The 15807-nt window shown below is 72.2% G+C and carries 14 protein-coding genes and 1 pseudogene; 10 read left to right on the forward strand and 5 right to left on the reverse strand.

The features are described from left to right. Positions 1-302: 302 nt before the first annotated feature. From N4P33_RS21980 to N4P33_RS22010, 7 genes and pseudogenes are all read left to right on the forward strand, one after another. Positions 303-1523, forward strand: a complete 1221-nt coding sequence (locus N4P33_RS21980) for an Ig-like domain-containing protein (RefSeq protein ID WP_260828359.1) — start codon at positions 303-305, stop codon at positions 1521-1523. Between the two features lie 160 nt (positions 1524-1683). After that, positions 1684-2937 (forward strand): Ig-like domain-containing protein, encoded by a 1254-nt coding sequence (locus N4P33_RS21985; RefSeq protein ID WP_260828360.1) that lies wholly within the window; start codon positions 1684-1686, stop codon positions 2935-2937. A gap of 78 nt (positions 2938-3015) precedes the next feature. After that, on the forward strand, positions 3016-3783 hold the full coding sequence (locus N4P33_RS21990) for an enoyl-CoA hydratase/isomerase family protein (RefSeq protein ID WP_260828361.1): 768 nt from the start codon (positions 3016-3018) through the stop codon (positions 3781-3783). A gap of 179 nt (positions 3784-3962) precedes the next feature. Next, entirely contained in the window at positions 3963-4571 is a 609-nt protein-coding gene (locus N4P33_RS21995) for an anti-sigma regulatory factor (protein ID WP_260828362.1), read from the forward strand. A gap of 307 nt (positions 4572-4878) precedes the next feature. Beyond that, positions 4879-5147: pseudogene (locus N4P33_RS22000) on the forward strand (MerR family transcriptional regulator); the annotation flags it as partial. Positions 5148-5220: 73 nt separating this feature from the next. Further along, a complete protein-coding gene (locus tag N4P33_RS22005; RefSeq protein ID WP_260828363.1) occupies positions 5221-5433 on the forward strand; it encodes an EF-hand domain-containing protein in 213 nt (70 codons plus the stop codon). A gap of 139 nt (positions 5434-5572) precedes the next feature. Beyond that, positions 5573-6250 (forward strand): NADPH-dependent F420 reductase, encoded by a 678-nt coding sequence (locus tag N4P33_RS22010; protein ID WP_399029912.1) that lies wholly within the window; start codon positions 5573-5575, stop codon positions 6248-6250. A 12-nt stretch (positions 6251-6262) separates the two neighbouring features. On the opposite strand, the gene N4P33_RS22015 is transcribed toward N4P33_RS22010, so the two are convergent. The 5 genes from N4P33_RS22015 to N4P33_RS35715 form a co-directional block, all read right to left on the reverse strand. Further along, positions 6263-6820, reverse strand: coding sequence for a glycoside hydrolase family 25 protein (locus N4P33_RS22015; RefSeq protein ID WP_260828365.1), 558 nt, complete (start codon positions 6818-6820; stop codon positions 6263-6265). 75 nt (positions 6821-6895) lie between these two features. Beyond that, positions 6896-7294 (reverse strand): DUF779 domain-containing protein, encoded by a 399-nt coding sequence (locus N4P33_RS22020; protein WP_260828366.1) that lies wholly within the window; start codon positions 7292-7294, stop codon positions 6896-6898. Beyond that, positions 7294-8811, reverse strand: a complete 1518-nt coding sequence (gene adh, locus N4P33_RS22025; protein WP_260828367.1) for an aldehyde dehydrogenase — start codon at positions 8809-8811, stop codon at positions 7294-7296. The genes N4P33_RS22020 and adh overlap by 1 nt, the downstream gene beginning before the upstream one ends. Positions 8812-8933: 122 nt before the next feature. Then, positions 8934-10166, reverse strand: a complete 1233-nt coding sequence (locus N4P33_RS22030) for a helix-turn-helix domain-containing protein (RefSeq protein WP_260828368.1) — start codon at positions 10164-10166, stop codon at positions 8934-8936. 7 nt (positions 10167-10173) lie between these two features. Next, positions 10174-11469, reverse strand: a complete 1296-nt coding sequence (locus tag N4P33_RS35715; RefSeq protein WP_399029914.1) for a hypothetical protein — start codon at positions 11467-11469, stop codon at positions 10174-10176. 593 nt (positions 11470-12062) lie between these two features. Between N4P33_RS35715 and N4P33_RS22040 the strand changes: the two genes are divergently transcribed. The 3 genes from N4P33_RS22040 to N4P33_RS22050 all read left to right on the forward strand — a co-directional run. Beyond that, positions 12063-12488 (forward strand): group II truncated hemoglobin, encoded by a 426-nt coding sequence (locus tag N4P33_RS22040; RefSeq protein ID WP_260828371.1) that lies wholly within the window; start codon positions 12063-12065, stop codon positions 12486-12488. Positions 12489-12492: 4 nt separating this feature from the next. Continuing rightward, positions 12493-13197 (forward strand): 3-oxoacyl-ACP reductase FabG, encoded by a 705-nt coding sequence (gene fabG, locus N4P33_RS22045; protein WP_260828369.1) that lies wholly within the window; start codon positions 12493-12495, stop codon positions 13195-13197. A 102-nt stretch (positions 13198-13299) separates the two neighbouring features. Beyond that, the coding region (locus tag N4P33_RS22050) for a condensation domain-containing protein (protein ID WP_260828370.1) at positions 13300-15807 on the forward strand (2508 nt) is incomplete at its 3' end.

Consider the following 15807-nt stretch of genomic DNA (forward strand, 5'->3'; position numbering starts at 1 on the left):
GGCGCCGGCCGCGCGCCGTTCACGACGGCGGCCGGGCGCCCCTCCCCGGTGGCCCGCTCTCCGGCCACCGCCTCCTGCTCGGCTGCGCTGGACACCTGTCAGCCTCCCGCGGCTCGTGGAACGACGGGGGACAGGGGTGGTGCGGCCCTGGTGCTCGGCTCCGCCGCGGCTCCCCTGCGCGTCGTCCTCCCCGTTGTTCTGCCCAGCGCGTGCCTCGCACTCACGTTTCCCCGGGGGCGGCATGGTCGTTTCCCGGCGGCCGGTGACGTTTCCCGGGGGCGAGGCCCGTCGTTGTGCACCGCGTGAGGCACGTACAAGGGCGCGCACGGCGCGCGAGGGCCGCGCTGGCCGCCGTAGTGACATGGGCAGGACTGCTGGCCGGGGCCGTCAGCTGTAGCTCGGACGGCCCCATCGGCGGGGCGTTCGGGCCACCGGCCCCCGAGGACGTCATCCGGGTGACGCCCGAGGACGGCGGCAAGGGCATCCGCCCCGGCACCCGGCTGCGGGTGTGGGTGCCCGACGGGCGGCTGGAGTCGGTGAAGGTGGTCAAGTCGCAGGACGCCCGCGAGTCCCCGGTGCCCGGCCGGGTCTCCGCCGACGGGCTGACCTGGACGCCCGACGAGGAACGGCTGGCGCTGGCCGCGAAGTACACCGTCGACGTGGTGGCCGTCGACGGCTCCGGACGCCGCTCGGCCCGCCACACCACGTTCACCACGCACGTCCCCGAGGAACGCTTCATCGGCTACGTCGCCCCGGAGGACCGCTCCACCGTGGGCACCGGGATGATCGTCTCCCTGGAGTTCAACCGCGAGATCAAGCGCCGCGCGGCCGTCGAACGCGCCATCCGGGTCCGCTCCGTCCCGGCCGTCGACATCCGCCCGCACTGGTTCGGCGGCTCCCGCCTCGACTTCCGCCCCGAGCACTACTGGAAGCCCGGCACCAAGGTCACCGTCGACCTGCGCCTGAGGGACGTCGAGGGCGCCCCCGGCGTCTACGGTCTGCAGCACCGCACCTTCACCTTCACCGTCGGCCGCAGCCAGGTCTCCGTCGTCGACGCCTCCCGGCACACCATGAAGGTCCGCCGCGACGGCGAACTCCTCGCCACCGTGCCCATCACCGCCGGGGCGAGGAAGACCCCGACCTACAACGGCAAGATGGTGATCACCGAGATGCTCGAGGTCACCCGTATGAACAGCCGCACGGTCGGCTTCGGCGGCGAGTACGACATCCCCGACGTGCCGCACGCCATCCGCCTGACCAGCTCCGGCACCTTCCTGCACGGCAACTACTGGGCCGACACCGACGTCTTCGGCGAGCGCAACGTCAGCCACGGCTGCATCGGACTGCGCGACGACAAGGGCGGCAACGCCCAGGCACCGGCCGGCTGGTTCTTCGACCGCAGCCTCGTCGGCGACGTCGTCGAGGTGATCAACAGCAAGGACAAAACGGTCGCGCCCGACAACGGCCTCGGCGGCTGGAACATGAGCTGGAAGGAATGGAAGGCCGGCAGCGCGGTGAAATAACCCTCGACGGGCGGCTGTCGGGCGGTCGTCCAAGTTGGGACGGAACGGTGACATTGGCGTCCGGCCCAACGCCCCTGGCCTGCGGTTAGGATGCGCCGGTGCGTGCGAAGAGGCGCGCGGGGGCGCGGGCTGGGCCAGGCCCGCCGAGGGGAGAACAAACGTGAACGTGGGGCCGATATCGGGGGCGTCGTTCGGCGCGCGGCAGGGTGGCGCGCGACGGCGGGGCGGCAGGAGGCTGGCGGCGCTGGCACTGGGCGTGATGCTGGCGGTCACCGCCTGCGGCCCGGGCGGCGACTCCGGACCGGGCGACGGCAAGGGCAAGGGCAAGGACTCCACCGCGGCCCAGAGCAAGCAGTCCGAGGCGGTCGTCACCATCGCCCCCAAGGACGGCGCCAAGTCCGTCGAGACCAGCGGCGCGCTCAAGGTGAGCGCCGCCAAGGGCAAGCTCACCGAGGTCGTCGTCAAGGACCCGGACGGCGAGCGGATCGACGGCAAGATATCCGGCGACGGCGCCACCTGGACGCCGTCCACCCACCTGGCCGCCTCCACCAAGTACACCGTGCACGCGGTCGCCAAGGACTCCGAGGGCCGCACCGCCGCCGAGGACGCCGACTTCACCACCCTGACGCCGAAGAACACCTTCATCGGCACCTTCACCCCGGAGGACGGCTCGAAGGTCGGCGTCGGAATGCCGTTCTCCGTCCGCTTCAGCCGGGGCATCACCAGCCCCGAGGACGTCGAGAAGGCCATCCGCATCACCACCGAACCGGCCGTCGAGGTCGAGGGCCACTGGTTCGGCAACGACCGGCTCGACTTCCGGCCCGAGAAGTACTGGAAGGCCGGCACCAAGGTCACCGTCGACCTCAACCTCGACGGCGTCGAGGGCCGTCCCGGCGTCTACGGCGAGCAGGACAAGAAGATCTCCTTCACCATCGGCCGCAACCAGGTCTCCGTCGTCGACGCCAAGAAGCTCACGATGAAGGTCATGCGCGAGGGCAAGGTCGTGAAGACCATCCCGGTCACCACCGGCGCGCCCGGCTACGAGACCTGGAACGGCCAGATGGTCATCAGCGAGAAGCTGACGGTCACCCGCATGAACGGCGAGACGGTCGGCTACGGCGGCGAGTACGACATCAAGGACGTCCCGCACGCCATGCGCCTGAGCACCTCCGGCACGTTCATCCACGGCAACTACTGGGGCGGCGACGCCTTCGGCAACCGCAACGCCAGCCACGGCTGCGTCGGGCTGCGCGACGTGCGCGGCGGCTGGGACAAGAAGGCCCCGGCGGCCTGGTTCTTCAACAACTCGATGATCGGCGACGTGGTGGTCGTGAAGAACTCGAACGACGCGACGATCGCCCCGGACAACGGCCTCAACGGCTGGAACATGTCGTGGGAGAAGTGGAAGGCGTAGCCCTCGCTGTGTGACGACGGCCCCGGTGTGAGGTACGGCACCGGGGCCGCAGTCGTTAATGCTGGTTAACCTGCTGCCATGACCGTGAATCTCGAAGTCGCCGAAGGCGTCGGAACGCTGCGCCTGGACCGGCCGCCCATGAACGCGCTGGACGTCGCCACGCAGGACCGGCTCAAGGAACTCGCCGAGGAGGCCACGCGCCGCGACGACGTGCGCGCCGTGGTGATCTACGGCGGGGAGAAGGTGTTCGCGGCCGGCGCGGACATCAAGGAGATGCAGGCGATGGACCACACCGCGATGGTCCTGCGCGCCCGCGCCCTGCAGGACTCCTTCACCGCCGTGGCCCGCATCCCCAAGCCGGTCGTCGCCGCGGTCACCGGCTACGCGCTCGGCGGCGGCTGCGAGCTCGCGCTGTGCGCCGACTACCGCATCGCCGGTGAGAACGCCAAGCTGGGCCAGCCGGAGATCCTGCTCGGCCTCATCCCGGGCGCGGGCGGCACCCAGCGCCTGGCGCGGCTGATCGGCCCGTCCAAGGCGAAGGACCTCATCTTCACCGGCCGCCAGGTCAAGGCCGACGAGGCACTGGCGCTCGGCCTTGTGGACCGGGTGGTGCCCGCCGACGAGGTGTACGCCGCCGCCCACGCCTGGGCCGCCAAGCTCGCGCAGGGGCCCGCCATCGCGCTGCGCGCGGCCAAGGAGTCCGTCGACACCGGCCTGGAGACGGACATCGACACCGGTCTCGCCGTCGAACGGAACTGGTTCGCGGGCCTGTTCGCGACCGAGGACCGGGAGCGCGGCATGCGCAGCTTCGTCGAGGAGGGGCCGGGCAAGGCGAAGTTCCTCTGACCGTTCGGTGAAAGCCCGCCCCAGGGCTTGCAATTGACGCGATGTCTCATCCAGGTCCCTCGACGGGACGGTTTATGGCAGCCTTAAGGCCACCTTAAGCCCGTCTTGTCGAGGGAGCCCGTCGATTGCCGCGCAGCGAGCCGTTTCCGCAGGTGGGACAGGGCGTCGACGGACGCGAAATGCCCTCGGCATATGACGGCGGACCGGTGCGGAAGGGGGGCGCACGGGGGGCGTATTCCCTCGGAACAGCCCCTGAGGCCGCCCCCGGCGGTCATGATGGGGGCATGGCGGGGCTGGAGGGTAGGGAACAGCCGCGGGGAGACGGACGTGCGACCGCGTCGCGCTGGTCGCCGACGGTCGAGGACGAACACGCCCTGAAGGCACTGGAGTTGTACGGCGATCCGACGGAGGCGGAGGTTCCGCTGCCGTCCCGTCCCGAGTCCGCCGCCACCGCCCGCCGACTGGTCCAGGTCGTGATCCTGCGGCAGTGGGGACTCACCGCCAAGACCACCGAGGACGCCGTCTTACTCGTCTCCGAACTCGTCGGCAACGCCGTACGCCACACCGGCGCCCGCGTCTTCGGACTGCGCCTGCGTCACCGCCGCGGCTGGATCCGCGTCGAGGTCCGCGACCCGTCCCGCGGGCTGCCCTGTCTGATGCCGGTCCAGGAACTGGACATCAGCGGACGCGGCCTCTTCCTCGTCGACAAGCTCGCCGACCGCTGGGGCGTCGACCTGCTGCCGCGCGGCAAGACGACCTGGTTCGAGATGCGCGTGACGGACCGCTGAGCGCACCATCCGCTGTCGGTACTTGTCCACTCCGTCACCCGTCAGGGTGGAGGTGCGTCTACCCCCTACCGCCGGACGGGCGGGAAGTCAGGCCTGTGGAGGCCTTGTAAGACCACGTCCGGGTGGCAGGGGCCGGTGAAGCAGGAATCCGAGGGAGCGCCGTGCGGCGGTGCTGACCGGAATCGCCTGCACACGCGCAGGTGAGGGCGCTAATGGTCCGACGAGGGCGCGCTCCCGCCGGTGGGCTCGTCCACCGGCGGCTGTCGCATCTTCGGCGTGCCTGCGTAGCCTGTCCGGAAACCGGATCCTGCCCGACGACCCCACCCCCGAGCGGGTCGACGCCTGGGTGGAGCTGGCCGAGCTGATCCAGGACCCGGAGTTCCGGGCCACCATGCGCAGGATGATCGAGTTCAACGCGGCCGACCGGGACCCGGACGTCCCCGCGGGGACGTCCGGCGTCGCCCGGACGCGCCCCGGGCCGCCGAGATCTTGCGCGGCCTGATCGCAGACGCCGAGCCCGCCACCGTACGGGAACGCCGTGTCGCGGGGACGAACGCCCGTCTCGCCCGCTACCGGCCGCACGGGAGGCTCGGGCGGCCAGCTAATCTGACCTGCGACACCAGCACAGCACACAACGAGGGGCGAATCGGTGGCGGACATCGAAGAAGCGCGCAAGCAGTTCGAGCGGATCGACACGGACGGGGACGGATTCATCACCGCCGCCGAGTTCAAGACCGCCCTGGCCCAGGCCGGCGACTGGAACGTCACCGAGGCGGTCGCCGAGGCCATCATCGCCAGCCGCGACCTCAACGGCGACAAGCTCCTGTCCTTCGACGAGTTCTGGTCCCACCTGAACAAGTGAGCCGCACCGCGAGGGCCCGGGCACAGCGCCGGGCCTTTCGCATGTCCCTGGCACGCGGAATAGACCACCCTCGGCGGGAGTTGGTGGGGATCACCGGCGGTCGCGGACAGCGCCGGCACGGACAGCGGTCCCCAGAAGGGTGAGGCGAGTCAGGATGAAGATCGGCATCATCGGCGCGGGCAACATCGGCGGGAATCTCACGCGGCGGCTCACGGCACTCGGGCACGACGTGTCCGTCGCCAATTCGCGCGGGCCGCACACGCTCACCCAGCTCGCCGAGGAGACCGGGGCGACACCGGTCCGGGTGGAGGAGGCGGCCCGGGGCGCCGAGGTCGTGGTGGTCACGGTGCCGGTCAAGGCCGTACCGGACCTGCCGTCCGGGCTGTTCGACGAGGCCGCGGACGGGGTCGCCGTCATCGACACGGGGAACTACTACCCGCGGGAGCGCGACGGGCGGATCGCCGGGATCGAGGACGAGGGGCTCACCGAGAGCCGCTGGACGGAACGGCAGATCGGGCACCCGGTCGTCAAGGCGTTCAACGGCACCTACGCCCAGGACATCCTCGAGCGCCCGCGCCCCGCCGGCGACCCCGAGCGCATGGCCCTTCCCGTGGCCGGTGACGACGAGGCGGCCAAGCGCAAGGTCCGGGAACTGATCGACGAGCTCGGCTTCGACACCGTCGACGCCGGCGGCATCGACGAGTCCTGGCGGCAGCAGCCCGGTACCCCGGTCTACGGGCTGCGGGGCGGTGTCGAGGCGGTCACCAAGGCGCTGGCGGAGGCGTCCCCCGAGCGTCAGGAGGCGTTCCGGGGCTGACCGGCCGGTCCCTCACCCGCCGGCGGCCCATTCCTTCAGTGCCGTCTTGCTGGAGAAGTCCGCGACGTTCTTGTCGATCGGGTCGTCGGTGTACTGGTGGAAGCGCCACTTCGCTTTGATGCGGGGCTTGCCCGCGGTGACGTAGTCGGCGATCCACAGGGCGTCGCCGGCGTAGGAAGTGGTGTCGACGTTCAACCAGAAATCGCGGTTGCAGTAGAGGATCACCCGGTTGTCCGGGCGGAGTTCCTTCACCTTGCGGATGAAGCGGTCCTTCTCCGCGTTGGTCGCGTGGGTGCCGTCGCCCGTGGTCTCCCAGTCGACGGCGAGGATGTCGCCGGGGCGGTCCGGGGCCTTGGAGACGAAGTACTCGGCCTGGCCGGTGAGGTTGCCCGGCCAGAGGAAGTGGTAGAAGCCGACGACCAGGCCCGCGTCGCGGGCTGTCCTGGTCTGGGCGGAGAGCCGGGGGTTGACGTACGAACGGCCCTCCGTCGCCTTGATGAAGACGAAGGAGAGGCCGTCCGTGTCGTAGGACGAGGGCTGGTACGAGCTCACGTCGATGCCGCGCAGCATGGTGCTCCCGAAGCGCCGGGGACGTACTGGAAGTTGTGGAATCAAGCATTCCCCCCGGCGCCTCGTGACAACCGCTCAGTCCGTGACGTCGGCTCCCGTCGGAAGCGGCGGTTCGGACTCGGCACGTGCGGACTCCTCGTCGGTCAGGACCCGGGAGCGGAGCAGGAAACGCACGCCCTCAGGGGCCTCCAGGGAGAAGCCGCTGCCCCGGCCGGGGACCACGTCGACGGTGAGATGGGTGTGGCGCCAGTACGCGTACTGGTCGGCGCTCATCCAGAACGGTGTGTCACCGGCGACCCGGCCGAGCAGGACGTCCGAGGCGCCGACCCGGAACTCGCCGCGCGGGTAGCACATGGGTGCGCTGCCGTCGCAGCAGCCGCCGGACTGGTGGAACATGAGAGGGCCGTGGGCGGCCGAGAGCTTGCGCACCAAGTCCTCGGCCGCCTCGGTCAGTTCGACCCGGGTCACCCTCATCAGAAGAAGCCGAGCTTCTGCGCCGAGTAGCTCACCAGCAGGTTCTTCGTCTGCTGGTAGTGGTCGAGCATCATCTTGTGGTTCTCGCGGCCGATCCCGGACTTCTTGTAGCCGCCGAACGCCGCGTGCGCCGGGTAGGCGTGGTAGCAGTTGGTCCACACCCGGCCCGCCTTGATCTCGCGGCCCATGCGGTAGGCGGTGTTGCCGTCCCGGGTCCACACGCCCGCGCCGAGGCCGTACAGCGTGTCGTTGGCGATCTTCAGGGCCTCGTCGACCGAATCGAACGTCGTCACCGACACCACCGGGCCGAAGATCTCCTCCTGGAAGATCCGCATGTCGTTGGTGCCGCGGAAGATCGTCGGCTCGATGTAGTAGCCGCCGTCCAGGCCGTCCACCGTGCGCGTGCCGCCGCCGGTGACCAGTTCGGCGCCCTCCTTCTTCCCGATGTCGATGTAGGACAGGATCTTCTCGTACTGGTCGTTGCTGGCCTGCGCACCGATCATGGTCGTCGGGTCCAGGGGGTTGCCGCTGACGATGGCCTTGGTGCGCTCGACGCAGCGGGCCATGAACTCGTCGTAGATCGAGGAGTGGATCAGCGCGCGGGACGGGCAGGTGCACACCTCGCCCTGGTTGAGCGCGAACATCACGAAGCCCTCGACGGCCTTGTCCAGGAAGTCGTCGTCGGCGGCCGTCACGTCCGGCAGGAAGATGTTCGGCGACTTGCCGCCCAGCTCCAGGGTGACCGGGATGATGTTCTCGCTCGCGTACTGCATGATCAGGCGCCCGGTGGTGGTCTCCCCGGTGAACGCCACCTTGGCGATACGCGGGTTGGAGGCGAGCGGCTTGCCCGCCTCGACGCCGAAGCCGTTGACGACGTTCAGCACGCCCGGCGGCAGCAGGTCGGCGATCAGCTCGACGACGTACAGCAGGCTGACCGGGGTCTGCTCGGCGGGCTTGATGACCACGCAGTTGCCGGCGGCCAGCGCGGGCGCCAGCTTCCAGGCGGCCATCAGGATCGGGAAGTTCCACGGGATGATCTGGCCGACCACGCCCAGCGGCTCGTGGAAGTGGTACGCCACCGTGTCCGCGTCGATCTCCGCGATGCTGCCCTCCTGGGCGCGCACCACCCCGGCGAAGTAGCGGAAGTGGTCGATCGCGAGGGGGATGTCGGCGGCCAGCGTCTCGCGCACCGGCTTGCCGTTCTCCCAGGTCTCCGCGACGGCGATCTTCTCCAGGTGCTGCTCGATCCGGTCGGCGATCTTGTTGAGGATGTTCGCCCGCTCGGTGGTGGAGGTGCGGCCCCAGGCGGGCGCGGCGGTGTGCGCGGCGTCCAGGGCGAGGTCGATGTCGGCGGCGGAGGAGCGGGCGACCTCGCAGAAGGTCTTGCCGGTCACGGGGGTCGGGTTCTCGAAGTAGCGGCCCTCGACGGGGGCGACCCAGTCTCCGCCGATGAAGTTGTCGTAGCGGCGGGCGAAGGTGACGATGCTGCCGTCCGTGCCGGGCTGCGCGTACACCATGGCGGCTCTCCTCGGGGGATCGACGGTGAGTGCGGTGGTACGACGGCGGTTCGTGCCGTCGTGGTGCGGCTCACTGTGCTGCGCCGAGGTTGGCGGGAGGTTGGTGCCGGTCTTGGTCCGCCTCAGTCGCGCAGGGCGGTGCTGAGCCGACCCAGCACGATCGGGCGGCGGGTGTCGGCGGGGCCCAGCAGACCCAGGGCGCGTTGGTGCACCTCAGCGTCGTACGGCGCCCGTTCGCCGTAGTGCAGTGTGTGCTCCGGGTCGGCGCTGGCGAGCACCGCCTCCCGTACGGCGACCTCCAGTTGGGCGCGCCACTCGATGATGCCGGGGGCCTCGGAGCGGGGGAGCAGGGGGCCGCCGTAGTGGCGCAGGGCGGTGGTGAGGTCGCCGTCCTTCAGGGCGCGCAGGACGTCGTCGGCGTCGCAGGAGACGGGGTCGGTCAGGGCGTAGCGGCGGGTGGCGATGCCGCCGCCGAGGGCGCGGCGCAGATGGGAGATCTCCGCCTTGAACGTGGACGCGGTGACCAGGCGGTCCCCGTACAGCGCCTCGCGCAGCCGCTCGGCGGTGAAGCCGCCCGGTTCCAGGGCGAGCAGCGTGAGGATCTCCAGCTGGCGCGGGCGCAACGGCAGCGGCACGCCCGCGCGTTCGGCCCGCCCGGCGCCTCCGAGGCAGGTCAGGCGCACGGGGGCCGTGGCCGGGGCGGGCAGTTCCGTACGGAGCCGGGTCTCGATGGTGGACACCAGCGAGCGGACGGTCGACATGGCCAGGGGGTGCGAGCGGTCCCAGGTCGTGGACAGGTCCAGTACGCCGAGGACGCGGCCGTCGGGGGCGTGGATCGGCGCGCAGTAGCAGACCCAGCCGTGCAGGGCGCTGACCAGGTGCTCGGCGGAGAAGACGGTGGCGGGGCGGCCGGTGCGCAGGGCGAGGGACAGCGCGTTGGTGCCCATGGCGGGCTCGTCCCAGCGTCCGCCGGGCGCGAAGTTGACCTGTTCGGCGCGGCGCCGCATGGTGCGCCCTCCGCAGGTCCAAAGGATGGTGCCGGACTCGTCGGTCACGGCGCTGACGAATCCGGCGTCCTCGGCGATGCTGTGCAGCTCGTCGGCGAGACCGTCGACCGGCCGGCGCAGCGGTGAACCGGCCCAGCGGCGCGCCACCGAACCCCCGTCGGTCACGGGCGCGCTGTCCACCCGCGGGTCCACGCTGACCAGGGAACGCCCCCACGACTCGGTCACCTCGGGCCGCAGCGCCCCGCGGCCCGGCGCCGCCGTCCGCAGCACCGTGCGGCCGGCCACCCAGCGGGTCCACTCGTCCTCGAGCGTCGCCCTGCGCCGCCGGAGGTCACTGCGCTGTGACATGCCTCGGTTATCGGACAGACCGGCGGCAAAAGCAAGGGTGCACACAGGGCGGGCCCGCGATCCGTGAACGCCGCCGTCGCCGGGGGGCAGCATCGGCGAGGAGCGCTACCGCTTCCACGACCTGGCGCGGGCGCACGCGCGGGAGCTGGCGATCGCCGAGGACGGGCACGGCCGTATGGCCGCCGCCGTGCGCCGGGTGGCGGTGGCGTCGCTGCGGAGCGCGGCCGAGGCGGACTTCCGGGTCATGCCGCTGCGCTGGCGGCTCGGCCCGGCCTACCGGGCGCTCACGCTCCCCGAGAACCGCGATCCCGCCGACGGCAGGCGCGCGCTGGCGGAACTGTGCCGGGAGCGCGAGAACCTCGCCGCCGTGATCCGGGCCGCCGCCCACCACGGCTTCGACGACCTCGTGTGGCAGCTGTGCGCGGCGATGTGGGGCCTGCATCTGAAGCTCGGCTTCCACACGCAGTGGATCGACACGCATCTGCTCGGCGTGGAGGCCGCCCGGCGCAGCGCGGCGGAGTTCGGCGACCCCCGGGCCGTGGGCCGCATGCTCGTGCAACTGGCCGTCGGTCACATGGGCATCGGGCGCACGGACGAGGCCGACGACGCCCTCGCCCGGGCCGTGGCCGCCGACCGCGCCTGCGGGCATCACCGGGGGCAGGCGAGTGCCGTGGAGGCCCGGGGGCTGCTGCGGCTGCGGCAGTGGCGGTACGCGGAGGCCCAGCGGTGCTTCGAGGAGGCACGGGAGATCCTCGGCCGTATCCGGGAGGGCGACGACGGCCGGGAGGACGTGCCCCGCGCCACGGCCCTGCTGGAGCATCACATCGGCCGCGCCCAGGCCCGGCAACGGCACTTCACCGCCGCGATCCCCCGGCTGCACGAGGCACTGGCCCGCTTCCGGCGCCTGCCCGGCGGCGGCGACCCCTACAACGCGGGCCGCGTCTACATAAGCCCGGCGCTGGACCTGGCCGGGCCCGTGTCCGTACCAGATGTTCGGATGCAGGACGGCGGCGGTCCGGTACTCGTCGGCGGGGAGTTCGGCGGGGAGCCGGGACAGCAGCCAGGGCAGCAGATCGTCCAGGTCGCTCGCCGTGCCGCCGAAGAGGGAACGCGGGGCCCAGGTCGAACTGACGACGACCAGCCGCTGGCCCGCCGCCACACCCAGGGCCCGGCGGAAACGGTCACGGTGGGGGAGTGCGGCGAGGATGCGGTCGTAGCAGGGGTCGCCCGCGAGCACCGCGGTGGGCGCGGCCTCGGGGCACCCCGCCCGCAGCCGCTCCAACTGCTCGGGGTGCGAGAGCACGGTGGCACTGGCCAGCGGACGCCCGCCCTCCAGCAGCCACTCCGGCGACAGCCCGAAGACCGGCGCTCGGTGTCCGGTGCCTCTTATTGTATCCGACCCCGTGCGACAGGACCGCCAACTCGCCCTGTATCGAGCCGAGTTCACCGCCGTAGCCCGCCGCCACCGCCAGGTCGAACGCAGTCTCCCTGGCCTGCTCCCACGGCAGCACCGGCAACCCGGAACAACGGCAGCACGTCCAGCAGCCGCGTCGCCGAGGTCACGTTGTGCACGACGAACAGCACCCGACGGCAGCCCGCCCGCGTCACCCACCGCTCGGCGTCCTCGCCCACCGGCACCCGCAACCGCAACCCGAGCTCCCCACCCGTCACCGCACAGCCGTTCAGCCCGTTCGGCGCCCCGAGCCGTCTGCCTGGACTTCGCCTTCATGCTAGTGCAGCTGCGATCAGCTCCCCGACCTGCGGGTCGCCCGCATCGAGAAGTACGTCGCCATGCTCGGTACGGGGCGACTGCGCACTCTTGAGCAGAAGCCGCCGCCCGCGCCACCTAGCGTGAACACGTCCCGAGACGACGTGAGGAGGGCCGTTGTGGCGACCATGTTCGAGCACGTCGGCGGTGAGGCCACGCTGCGCAAGATGGCCGAGCACTTCCATGAGGCCGTGCTCGGCGACGAGTCGCTCGGCAAGCTGTTCCGGTACGGCAGCTCGCACCACGTGGACCACCTCACCGCCTTCCTGGCGCAGATGCTGGGCGGTCCGCGCCGCTACAGCGAGGAACTGGGCGGCTTCGAGGCGATCTACCGGGCCCACCAGGGGCTCAACATCCGCGACGACCAACGTGAACGTTTCGTCGAGCTGATGCTGGAGTCCGCCGACGCGGTCGGGCTGCCCGCGGACGAGCGCTTCCGCACGGCCTTCACCCGGCAGATCGCGCGGGCCGCGGGATTCTCCACCCAGGTCTCACGCGGCGAACTCGACCACTTCACCGCGCCCTACCCCGAGTTGGTCGCCTGGGAGTGGTGAACCGGTGAGCAGGTCGGTACTGGTCACGGGCGCCAGCCGCGGCATCGGAGCCGCCATCGCCCGCGCCTTCGCCGCGGCGGGGGACCGGGTCGCCGCCACCCACCGCGGCAGCGGGGTGCCCGACGGCGTGGCGGGAGTGCGCTGCGACGTCACCGACGAGGCGTCCGTCGACCGGGCCTTCACCGAGGCGGAGGCCCTGCACGGGCCGGTCGAGGTGCTGGTGGCCAACGCGGGCGTCACGGACGACACCCTGCTCATGAGGATGGACGAGAAGACGTTCACCCAGGTACTGGACACCAACCTCACCGGCGCGTACCGGGCAGCCCGCAGGGCGGTCGGGCCCATGGTGCGGATGCGGCGAGGGCGGATGATCTTCATCTCCTCGGTGAGCGCGTACGCGGGGGCAGCGGGCCAGGCCAACTACGCGGCGGCGAAGGCCGGTCTGATCGGGATGGCCCGGTCCCTCGCCCGGGAGCTGGGGTCGCGCGGCATCACCTGCAACGTCGTGACGCCGGGCTACGTCCGCTCCGACATGACCGAGCGGCTCACCGACGCCCGCCGCGCCGAGCTCATGCGGCAGATCCCGCTGGGGCGCACGGCGGCCCCCGAGGAGGTGGCCGATGTCGTGACCTTCCTGGCGGGACCCCGGGCGGCCTATGTCACCGGGGCGGTCGTTCCCGTCGACGGCGGACTCGCCATGGGCCACTGACGGCGCGACGGCTGCCGGTCTTCTCGCGGAGAAGGCCGCCCGGGGCACGAACAGTCACGCGCGAGAGAGCGACAGCGGACAAGGGAGCGGAAGGGCACAGGCATGGACGCCGAGGTCACCGGAGAGACCGTCGCGCACGGGCGCGCAGCCGGCACCGGCGGGGACGGCACACGGGCGAGCGGCACCGGCAAGGACGCATCACCGGCGGCGGAGGAGCACGGCGGCGGCTCGGACCGGGCGGACCGGTCGGACCGGTCCGCCCGGCACGCCTCGCTGGTGGCCGAGGTGACCGCCCTGCTGCGGCGGCTGCTGCCCGCCGAGGCGGCCCAGGAGGACACCCGCTCCCTCGTGGCCGCCGGTGTGGACTCCATGTCGGCGGCCAGGCTGATGCTGGAGATCCAGGACGAACTCGGGGTCGAGGTACCGCTGGAGCACCTCTCCGAGCCGGGAGGCGTACCGGCCCTGGCCGGCCGGATAGCGGGGGCCGTGGCACGGGCCGAGCAGGACGCTCACGCGCCGGCCGGAGCGACCGCCGCCACCGCCGCACGGACGTCCGGCGCCGTCACCCCACCGGCAGCGGCGGGCACCACCACTCGGGACGGATCGACGTCGGCCCTCGCCCGCAGCGCGTCGGCCACGGATCCCGCACCGGGGACCTCCGGACGCTCACGTGGGCCCGCCCCGGAGGAGACGGCGACCGTACGCCCCGACGGTTCCGTCGTGGTGCGCCCGGAGCCCGACCGCCGCCACGAGCCGTTCGGGCTGACCGCCCTGCAGGAGGCGTACCTGGTGGGCGGCGCGCCGGAGTTCACCGCCGATTCCGTCGGTTGCCACCTCTACCGCGAGTTCGAGGTGGACGGGCTCGACCCGGAGCGGCTGCGGGCCGCGCTGCGGGAGACGGTCCTGGACCACGACATGCTGCGCGCCGAGATCACGGACGGCCGGCAGCTCGTCCGCCGCACGCCGCCCGAGGCGGCCGAACCGCCCTTCCGCGTCCACGAAACCACCGAGGCCGAGCGGGACCGCCAGGTGAGGCGGGTCCGGGACGACTTGGCGCACCGCTGCCGGGCCCCGGGCACGGGACCGCTGTTCGCCGTGGAGGTCAGCTGGGTGCCGGGCGGCACGTCCGTCGTCCACCTGGACGTCGACGCGCTGCTCACCGACGGGCGCGGCCTGGAGACGCTGCTCGCCGACTGGTGGCGGCACTACACCGGTCGACCGGGACGAGCGGCCGAGCCGGACACCGGCCGGCCCTCCGTGCGGGACTGCGTCACCGCCCTGCTCGCCCGCCGCGGCACCCCGGCCCACCGGGCGGCGCTCGAGCACTGGAGGCGGCGGCTCGACCGGCTCCCGCCCGGCCCGGACCTGTTCGGCACCCCCACCGGTGCCGGACGCCGCTTCCCGCTCACCGCCGAACTCGACGCACACGAGTGGCGGTCGCTGCGCCGGCGCGCCGCAGAAGCCGGGGTGTCGCCGACCTCGCTGCTGCTCACCGTCTTCGCCCGTGTGCTGGGCCGTGGCTCCGGGAGCCCGTTCTCCCTCGTCCTGACGGTCAGTGAGCGGACCCGGCTTCCCGCCGCGGCCGACCGTCTCATCGGCCCCTTCACGTCCAACCTCGTCTTCCCCGTGCCGGAGGAGGCGCTCGGCGGCGGACCGGTGGACGAGGCGGCCGGCGAGGTCCACCGGCTGCTGTGGTCCGACCTCGGGTACACCGCCGTCAGCGGCGTGGAAGCACTCAGGGCGCTGCGGTCCGCACCGGCGCTGCCGGTCGTGTTCACCAGCATGCTGGACCTCGCGGAGGAGACCGAGGGCTTCCCCGCGGCTCCCGGATACGCGGTCAGTGAGACGAGCGGCGTCCACCTCGACCACCAGCTGCGCGTGCGCGGCGGCAGGCTCCACCTGCGCTGGGACGTCAACGAGGCCGCGCTGCCCAGGGGACGGGCGGAGCGACTGTTCAGCGCGTACGTCAACGCCCTGCACCTGCTGGCCGCCGAGCGGCCCGAGGAGGCCCGCACGGAGCGGCCCAACGCCCTGCAGCAGTCGTACTACGTCGCCAGGACCGGCGCCGGGGAACCCGAGGGCTGTCACGTCCACCAGTCCTTCGTGGTGCGCGACCTCGACCTCCACCGGCTCACGGACGCATGGCTGCGCATGACGGCGGCCTACGACGTCCTGCGCACCACCGTCCTGCCGGACGGCACCCTGCGTGTCGATCCCGAGCCGCCCGCCCACTGGCGCATCCCGGTCGAGGACATCGGCGTCGAGGAGCCCGGGGCCACCGAGGAGGCCCGTGACGCCGGAGGCAGGACGGAAGGCCCGGGCGGCGGGTCCGTCCCGGCGGACCTCGGCCGCCCGCCGTTCCCGCTCGGTCACGGCCCGCACACCGACCTGCGGGTGGTGCGGCAGGCCGACGGGCGTGCCACTGTGCACCTCACCGTGGACCTCGCCGTGGCGGACGCCCGCAGCATCCATCTGCTGGGCCGCGAACTGTGGCGGCTGTACGCGGACCCCGCGGCCGTCCCACGGCCGGTCGCGGCAGCCGGCCCCGGACGCTCCGGCACCCCGCAGGAGCAGCGGGAACACTGGCGGCGGCGACTGGAGGCGCTGCCG

This window comes from Streptomyces sp. 15-116A (genome assembly GCF_025290915.1).
GTDB lineage: Bacteria > Actinomycetota > Actinomycetes > Streptomycetales > Streptomycetaceae > Streptomyces.

Excerpts from the sequence above, each read along its gene's own strand:
- N4P33_RS21990 (WP_260828361.1), top strand. The coding sequence starts at position 3,016 with ATGACCGTGAATCTCGAAGTCGCCGAAGGCGTCGGAACGCTGCGCCTG.
- adh (WP_260828367.1), bottom strand. The coding sequence starts at position 8,811 with ATGGTGTACGCGCAGCCCGGCACGGACGGCAGCATCGTCACCTTCGCC.
- N4P33_RS22030 (WP_260828368.1), bottom strand. The coding sequence starts at position 10,166 with ATGTCACAGCGCAGTGACCTCCGGCGGCGCAGGGCGACGCTCGAGGAC.
- N4P33_RS22040 (WP_260828371.1), top strand. The coding sequence starts at position 12,063 with ATGTTCGAGCACGTCGGCGGTGAGGCCACGCTGCGCAAGATGGCCGAG.
- N4P33_RS22015 (WP_260828365.1), bottom strand. The coding sequence starts at position 6,820 with ATGCTGCGCGGCATCGACGTGAGCTCGTACCAGCCCTCGTCCTACGAC.
- N4P33_RS22020 (WP_260828366.1), bottom strand. The coding sequence starts at position 7,294 with ATGAGGGTGACCCGGGTCGAACTGACCGAGGCGGCCGAGGACTTGGTG.
- N4P33_RS21995 (WP_260828362.1), top strand. The coding sequence starts at position 3,963 with ATGCCCTCGGCATATGACGGCGGACCGGTGCGGAAGGGGGGCGCACGG.